Below are 7,174 nucleotides of genomic sequence, written 5' to 3' on the forward strand. Positions count from 1 at the left end.
CTTTTGACGTATGTCAAAAAGAAGTAATGAAATGTTGGAATATCAAATAAAAAACTTAATAGATAAGAAACTATTAAGCTTTTAATATGACAAATAAATTATAAGTTATTTTTTGTATTCTATTTCTATAGTTTCAGAAAGTGGGATACTTTGACAACTTAAAATATAACCTTGATCTACTTCTTTTTCAGATAATGCAAGGTTAGTTTTCATGTGAACCTTTCCTGTCTTTAGTTTACATATACAAGTAGAACAAACACCACCTTCGCAAGAGTATGGCGGTTCTTTACCAGCATCAATAAGTGTTCTTAAAATAGTTTTCCCTTTCGGAATAGTAGTTTGAATAGTTTCACCATCTAAAATTGCTGTTAGTTTAGCATTTCCATAAGCTTCTGTAGTATCTTTTGAGTCACCACCTCCAAAACTTTCTATAAAGATACGGTTGTTGGGAACATCAATATTTTTTAAAGCCTTTTTTGTGTTTTTTATCATGGTTCCTGGACCACAAATATAATATTCGGCATTTTGGGCATAAGGTGGATGTTCGTTTATAAACCACTCTACAGCTTCAGTATCTACACGTCCTTTTCTAAACGGTTGCTCTTTTGAAGTTTTCCATAAATCACTCCAATTACTTTTTGGACGACTCAAAGTTTTAACTAAAATAAATCGGTCTTTATATTGCTCTTTAAGTTCTTCTAATTCGTCATTAAACATTATAGAATCTTGGCTTCTGTTGCCATATATCATATGTACATAGCTACGCTCTTCGGTTGGTAAGATTGTTTTTAATATAGATAGGATAGGAGTGATGCCACTTCCAGCAGAGAATAAATAATAAGTTTTGTAATTTTCTTTTTTTATATCTGCAAAAAAACGACCATCTGGTGGCATTACTTCAACTAAATCTCCTTCTTTAAGATTGTCATTAATATGATTAGATACTAATCCTTTTATAACACGTTTTACTCCAATTCTTAAAGGTTCATTTAAAATTGGTGAACTGCAAAGTGAATAAGATCTACGGACTTCTTCGTTATTAATCTTAAATTTTAAAGTAAGATATTGACCAGGTTTGTAGTTGAATGTATCAAGCAAATCATCAGAAACATCAAATGCAATAGAAACAGCATCTTCAATTTCTTTTTTTACTTCGCGTATTTTTAATTGATAGAATTTAGCCATTATCTCTATATTTTTCAATCCATTCTTTAACAACGCTTTGGAACTTGCTAACAGCAAATTCTCCTCTTTGGGCTTGCGCACCAACGCTAAACATAGGAGAGCTTAATGATTTTTGTTGCTGTTCACACGCATATATATCTTCTTTCATAAAATCACCTGAAGCCATTGGATCGCTTGAGTCTCCTTCATATTTTCCTTTGTTACCATATTTACTCCATACACTACTCATTGCAGATTTTGCTGCTTGTTTAGTATACTCCCACTCGCTAACATTGGCTGTTTTGGTACGAAATGTAACTAAGGTTCTGTCTGGTGCCAATGGTAAAACATGAAATGTACTCCAACTAGCTTCACTTTCTGCTAGACCTATATTTGGGAAAAACCAAGGTACATAAGCACCTATTTTATCCATTGGCACATGGTCGATTAATGGAGATTGTACTGCGTTTTTTAAATCATTCATATAATCTTTTACTAGTGGCTCAAAAAACCAATAGTGTGGTCCTTCCCAACCAAATTTTGCTTTTGCATGATCGTACATATTTAATGTGCCTTCATGTAAATGTGCTAGATGGTAGTGATCAATATTGTTCTCAATAACAATTTTCCAATTAGACTTTATTTCTTTGGAGTAAATACCTTCTTTATACTCAATCAATTCTTCTGGAATATGAGGTCCTAAATGTGGTTCAATAGCACCGAAATATTCCATAATATTTGGTGCATTTTTTTCAGGATGTACAAATAACATTCCTTTAAAAATATCAACTGATGCTTCATGAAGATTTAATCCACAATCGTGTAATTCTTTATTACATAAATCAGGAAATTCTTCTTCTTTTTTAGGTATGCTTACCAGTTTACCTTCTAAATCATAAGTCCAATCATGATAAGGACATGTAATTGCTTTTTGATTTTTACCAACAGCACGTAAGAGCTGAGTACCTCTATGGCGACACATATTATGAAATGCGCGTAAACGATTATCACGACCTTTTATAATAAAGATATTATTTAATCCTGCTTGTACAGAAATATAATCACCTGCATTTGATACATCTTCTACCAAACCTGCAAACTGCCATGTTTTACTGAAAATATGCTCTTGCTCTAAATCGAACCATTCTTGAGATGTATACGCTTCAACCGGAAGTTCGTGCATCATGTTTTTCTTGCCAATCATAATTTATTATTATTATTTCGGCATCCAATCAGGTGGCTTTATAAATACTAATATCTTGTTTTTAAAACCACTTACATTTCCAAGTTTTCTATAAAACCTTGATAATCCATGTAAAAATACTTTAACTGGATTAACACTATTTAAAGGTTCTGAAATACCATAGCGTACTTTTTCTACTTCTGGTTCAAAAGTGCCTAACATTCTGTCCCAAATGATTAATATTCCTGCATAATTTTTATCCCAATACTGTCTGTTTGAACCATGATGAACACGATGGTGAGATGGAGTGTTGAATATGTTTTCAATAGGTTTTGGTAATTTTCCAATAATTTCCGTGTGCAATAGTGTTTGAAATACTTGCACAAAAATTTCGGCAGCTAAAACTAATAGAGGATCAAATCCTAACATGACTATAGGTAATGAGAAAATAATAGGAAAAATGGCATCTAATGGTCCAAAACGATAAGCCACAGACATGTTAAAATGTTCAGAGCTATGATGTACAGTATGTGTAGCCCAGCCTATTCCTATTCGATGCATTGTACGATGATCCCAATAATAAGCAAAATCTGCTAAAAGTATTGCTCCGAAAATAGTTACAATGTTAAGAGGTAAATGCTCTAAGCTTAAATTATAATGGATCCAATAATATACTTTAGTAATTGCCAACAATCCAAGCGAATACTCAATAATAGTAAACGCTCCAAATGTAATTACATTCGCTATTGAGTCTAATACTATTTCTTTACCTAGTTTTTTAATTACACCATATCTAATTATTTCAATAAAGAAAAAAGGAATGATTATATAAATTAAACTCAGGTCATTAACGATATAAAACCAATAATCTACTGATTCAGAGAATAAATCAGTTAGGTTAAAAAAATTTGCCGCGGCATGAACACTTCCTGTGATAACACCTATTATTAGCAAACTATAAATAAGAAGTTTTGTATTACTCATAATTACTAATTTGAAGTAGATCTAGTCCAGATTTCTGTATATGGTAACTTTTCTACAGTCATTAATGCCTCTAGTGTGTTTTTGTCTTTTAAAGTGAAAATGACATTATAGAAGCTACCATCTGGTAAATACATTTTACCGTTGATGTATTTTCCATCTTTTAACTCAACATTAGTTAAAAAATAGTCTTCTTTTTTATTATCGCCTTTATATTCCGTTGTACCGTCATTGTAATAATGTACTTTTCCGAAGAATTTATTGTCGTTTTCTACAATTTCATAAATGGCTTGGTAATAATCGTTTTTTACATCCCAAACGCCAATTATATTATCTTGCTGGGCACATGCATTAAAAGTGATCGTAATAATTAGTAAAGAAATTATTTTAATAAGAGTTTTCATTTTATTTTAATTTTGATACTACAAATGTCATAATAAGAATCGTATAAAGATTTGACTTATGTCAAAATATTCAAATAGCTTAAAATTGAGTAGAGTGCTAATAAAGACCAGATAACAACCATAAACCAATAGAGTTTGGGTGTTTCTTTTCTTTTTACAGCTTCAACAAAGTGAATTTCTCCACTTTTTATAACATGAATTAATCCAAGCATTATGAATGCAGCCCAAAACCAGCTCCAATTAAAATAAATAGCGATTGCCATTAAAATTAAAGCGAGTAAGGTTTTCCATTTAGTCATTTTAGATCGATTTTAATCGCGAACTTATTTCTTGTAGTCTTATGAGTTGTTGAAATACAATTGGCAACATAAATATACCATTAGAAAATTCTAAAATATAAGTTATGGTTGAGAAAATACTTCCTGCTGTTACATTTTCTGTACTAGCCGAAATATAAAGTGCAAAAACAGCTAGAACAAATAATAGTATTTCAATGATTCCGAAGTTTAGAGTTTCAAGATCAGACAATTTAACCATCCAATTCGAAATATTTTTAAAATGAATAATAATGCCTTTTTGTTCTCTTGATTCTAATATAGTGATGCGGTGCTCTAACTCATCATTTAATCCAATGTTAAAACTGTATATTTTTTTATTACTAAGCGAATAGATAATAAAAATTAGAAAAATGGTTAATAGACAAGCTCCAAAGATCCACCAATCGAACAGAGCTAGCATTACTAAAGCACCAACTACACCAATTAATGAAGTAAAGGCTAAAGTAACGTCGTGTTCAAAAAAGTCTACAAGTTCTTTAATTAAAGAACTTCTTGCAGCTATAGAAGAAACCGAAATATCTTTTTGGTTTTGTGCTTCTGCAATTTCTGAAGCCACATTAGTGTAAATTGACGTATATGCTCTGGTATCGTAATATCGTCTAATTACTCCAATGAGAAAACTAATGCCATAGAGCAAACAAAATAATAAGAGACCATCATTTTTTTTGTTTATGAGATCATTTATTGCAATACCTAATACCAATGGTTGTAATACTTTTGATACATTCTCAATGACTAGAAGTAAGAAGGTAATGGAGATTTTCCATTTAAAGCGTTTAAAAATGGATTTTATTGAATAATTATGGCTCATAATTCTATTGGAATAAATGATTTATATATTAAAAACCAGAGAAGATATCCCTGGTTTTTTAACTCAAATTATTGCGTGTTCTAAGCTATTTCAAGCTAAATTCTGCTCCTAAATTAAGAGTCTTCCATGTGCCTCCTTTTACTTTTAAACCTGTATAAGACATGTTTATTCCTATGAGATCTGTGATTTGGTAACCAATTCTTGGCTTGTAATGCAAACCACCTTTTACATCATCTCCAATTCCAATAGCATAACCAATATCTGTTCCTATATAAAGCTTGTCTGTAGCGTTAAATCTTACAGCTCCTGTTATAGGAATATACTTTGCACTATTATATTTAAAAGTACTTACAGAGTTGTCGTTATTTAGTACTTTAACTTTTTTACCTGCAAAGAATGAGAATCCTGTAGAAAACCCTAGGTCAAATTTATCAGATACTTCAAATAGATAAGTAGCATCTATACCAAACCCTGTTTTAGAAACATCTTTGGTGTCTCCCATAGGAACAGCTCCAAAAGCACCAATTTTAATCTTTTTGTCTTGTGAAAAAGCAGTTAAACTTATCATCATAGCTGTTGCGAAAATCATTATTTTTTTCATCATAAATTGTTTAATAAATTAATATGATGCAAAGATGTTGAGTATCTACGATAAATCTTTTGACATAGGTCAAAACAAGCTTTTAAATAAGGAATATTGAAAGATTTTGATTTAGATCAAAAAAATACTATTGATAGAAGTAATGTTAATAATAAAATTGATTGTAATCTATAAATAATGTAGAGAGTGAATAGATAGCCATTAAAATCCAACTGATTATAATTACCCAATAGAGTAGTGGTCTTTCCTTTTTTTCTATAGGTTCAATAAAATAGGTGATTCCATTTAGCAAATCTGGAATTACCCAAATAAAGAATAAAATTCCCCAAGCCCATTGCCAGTTCATAATGATAGCAATATACATTAGAATTAAAGCAGATATAGTTCGCCATTTAATTGGTTTTTTCATTTCTCAATATATAAAACATTATTCCAAATTTACGAAGCAACTTCTTTTCTATATAAGATTAGTGATGAAATTTTCTATCTTAAAAAGTTTGTTTTAAAATGGATTGGAATATTTAGGATTAGAAATGAGTTCGTAATCAGTCAATGTTTTTAGAAAAGCTACAATGTCCGATTTTTGTTGTTCATTTAAAAGTGGGCCTAAATTTGAAATACTTAATAATGTAGGGTTTACTGTAGAAGAATATTTAATGCCTTCACTATAATGATCTATGACTTCTTCTAACGTTTGGAATCTACCGTCATGCATATAAGGTGGTGTTAATTCAATATTTCGTAAAGAAGGGACTTTAAATGTACCTATGCTACTTGCAGAATTTATAACATTAGCTCTTCCAATATCTGTAATGTCAGATTCAAAATCAAGTCCATTATTCATATAGTCATCATTTTCAAAATTTGGTCCGCCATGACATTGAGCACAATTTGCAAAGGCAGTATTAGGCGACAATGGGTCATATTTTTTAAAAAACAAATTTTTCCCTCTTTCTTCAGCAGGAGTTAGAGTAGCTTCATTTTTTAGAAATTTATCATATTTACTTTTGTTTGAAACGATAGAATGAACAAACTGCTCTAAAGCTAAAGAAATATTTGTTGAATTAATTTCAGGGGTTCCGAATACTTCTTCAAAATATGTCACATATTCAAGATTTCCTTGAAGTTTGGATATGACATTTTCAAGGGTTTCATCCATTTCTAAAATATCTTGAATAGGCATTAAAACCTGATCTCTTAATGTATGTGCTCTGCCATCCCAAAAGAAATCATTATCATTCCAAGCCATATTAAAAATCGCCATAGATTGTCTTGTTCCTGGTAATTCTCTTACTCCTATAGAAAACTGATTAATGTCAGAAAATGCATTTGCTTGAACATGACAAGTGGCACAAGAAATAGATTCATCTTTACTAAGCATGTTTTCATAAAAAAGCTTTCTACCTAATTCTACACCTTGAATTGTTAAAAGGTTATCATCCGGAATATAAGGATTAGGTAATCCTTCATGTTCTAAATTATATACATTAGATATAGGCGTATGCCTTTCATTGTCTTTTGAACATGAAAAGATAAATAAAGAGATGTATAGAAGAATAATTGTTTTCATGTTTTATAGTTTAGAATATGAATTTTGAGAGTTAAAACGAAATTCTATTTCAAAGTTAAAGAGATCTATTAATCATTATTTTGATATAAATCAAAATATTAATTTAGAATAAAATGAATCTT

General features: G+C 30.4%; 9 protein-coding genes. All 9 read right to left on the minus strand.

Going from position 1 to position 7,174, the window contains the following annotated elements; all coding sequences use genetic code 11:
* Nucleotides 1–105: 105 nt before the first annotated feature.
* A complete protein-coding gene (locus QZZ53_RS16410; RefSeq protein ID WP_296386706.1) occupies nucleotides 106–1,185 on the minus strand; it encodes a ferredoxin--NADP reductase in 1,080 nt (359 codons plus the stop codon).
* Entirely contained in the window at nucleotides 1,178–2,368 is a 1,191-nt protein-coding gene (locus QZZ53_RS16415) for an aromatic ring-hydroxylating dioxygenase subunit alpha (protein ID WP_296386707.1), read from the minus strand. Before QZZ53_RS16415 ends, QZZ53_RS16410 begins: the two co-directional genes overlap by 8 nt.
* Nucleotides 2,369–2,380: 12 nt before the next feature.
* A complete protein-coding gene (locus QZZ53_RS16420; protein WP_296386710.1) occupies nucleotides 2,381–3,331 on the minus strand; it encodes a sterol desaturase family protein in 951 nt (316 codons plus the stop codon).
* Between the two features lie 5 nt (nucleotides 3,332–3,336).
* Nucleotides 3,337–3,732, minus strand: a complete 396-nt coding sequence (locus QZZ53_RS16425; protein ID WP_296386712.1) for a DUF2147 domain-containing protein — start codon at nucleotides 3,730–3,732, stop codon at nucleotides 3,337–3,339.
* Nucleotides 3,733–3,788: 56 nt separating this feature from the next.
* The gene (locus QZZ53_RS16430) at nucleotides 3,789–4,031 is read right to left on the minus strand and encodes a hypothetical protein (protein ID WP_296386714.1); all 243 of its coding nucleotides are present in this window, start codon (nucleotides 4,029–4,031) and stop codon (nucleotides 3,789–3,791) included.
* Nucleotide 4,032: 1 nt separating this feature from the next.
* Complete coding sequence (locus tag QZZ53_RS16435) at nucleotides 4,033–4,881, minus strand: ABC transporter six-transmembrane domain-containing protein (RefSeq protein WP_296386716.1); 849 nt, start codon at nucleotides 4,879–4,881, stop codon at nucleotides 4,033–4,035.
* Between the two features lie 85 nt (nucleotides 4,882–4,966).
* Nucleotides 4,967–5,485, minus strand: a complete 519-nt coding sequence (locus tag QZZ53_RS16440) for an outer membrane beta-barrel protein (RefSeq protein ID WP_296386718.1) — start codon at nucleotides 5,483–5,485, stop codon at nucleotides 4,967–4,969.
* 142 nt (nucleotides 5,486–5,627) lie between these two features.
* Nucleotides 5,628–5,891 carry a hypothetical protein gene (locus QZZ53_RS16445; protein ID WP_296386720.1) on the minus strand — a complete coding sequence of 88 codons (264 nt, stop codon included), beginning with the start codon at nucleotides 5,889–5,891 and terminating at the stop codon, nucleotides 5,628–5,630.
* 93 nt (nucleotides 5,892–5,984) lie between these two features.
* Nucleotides 5,985–7,052: a cytochrome c peroxidase gene (locus QZZ53_RS16450; RefSeq protein ID WP_296386722.1), complete on the minus strand. Its 1,068-nt coding sequence runs from the start codon at nucleotides 7,050–7,052 to the stop codon at nucleotides 5,985–5,987.
* Nucleotides 7,053–7,174 lie beyond the last annotated feature (122 nt).

This window comes from Winogradskyella sp. (assembly GCF_016744625.1).
Classification (GTDB): domain Bacteria; phylum Bacteroidota; class Bacteroidia; order Flavobacteriales; family Flavobacteriaceae; genus Winogradskyella.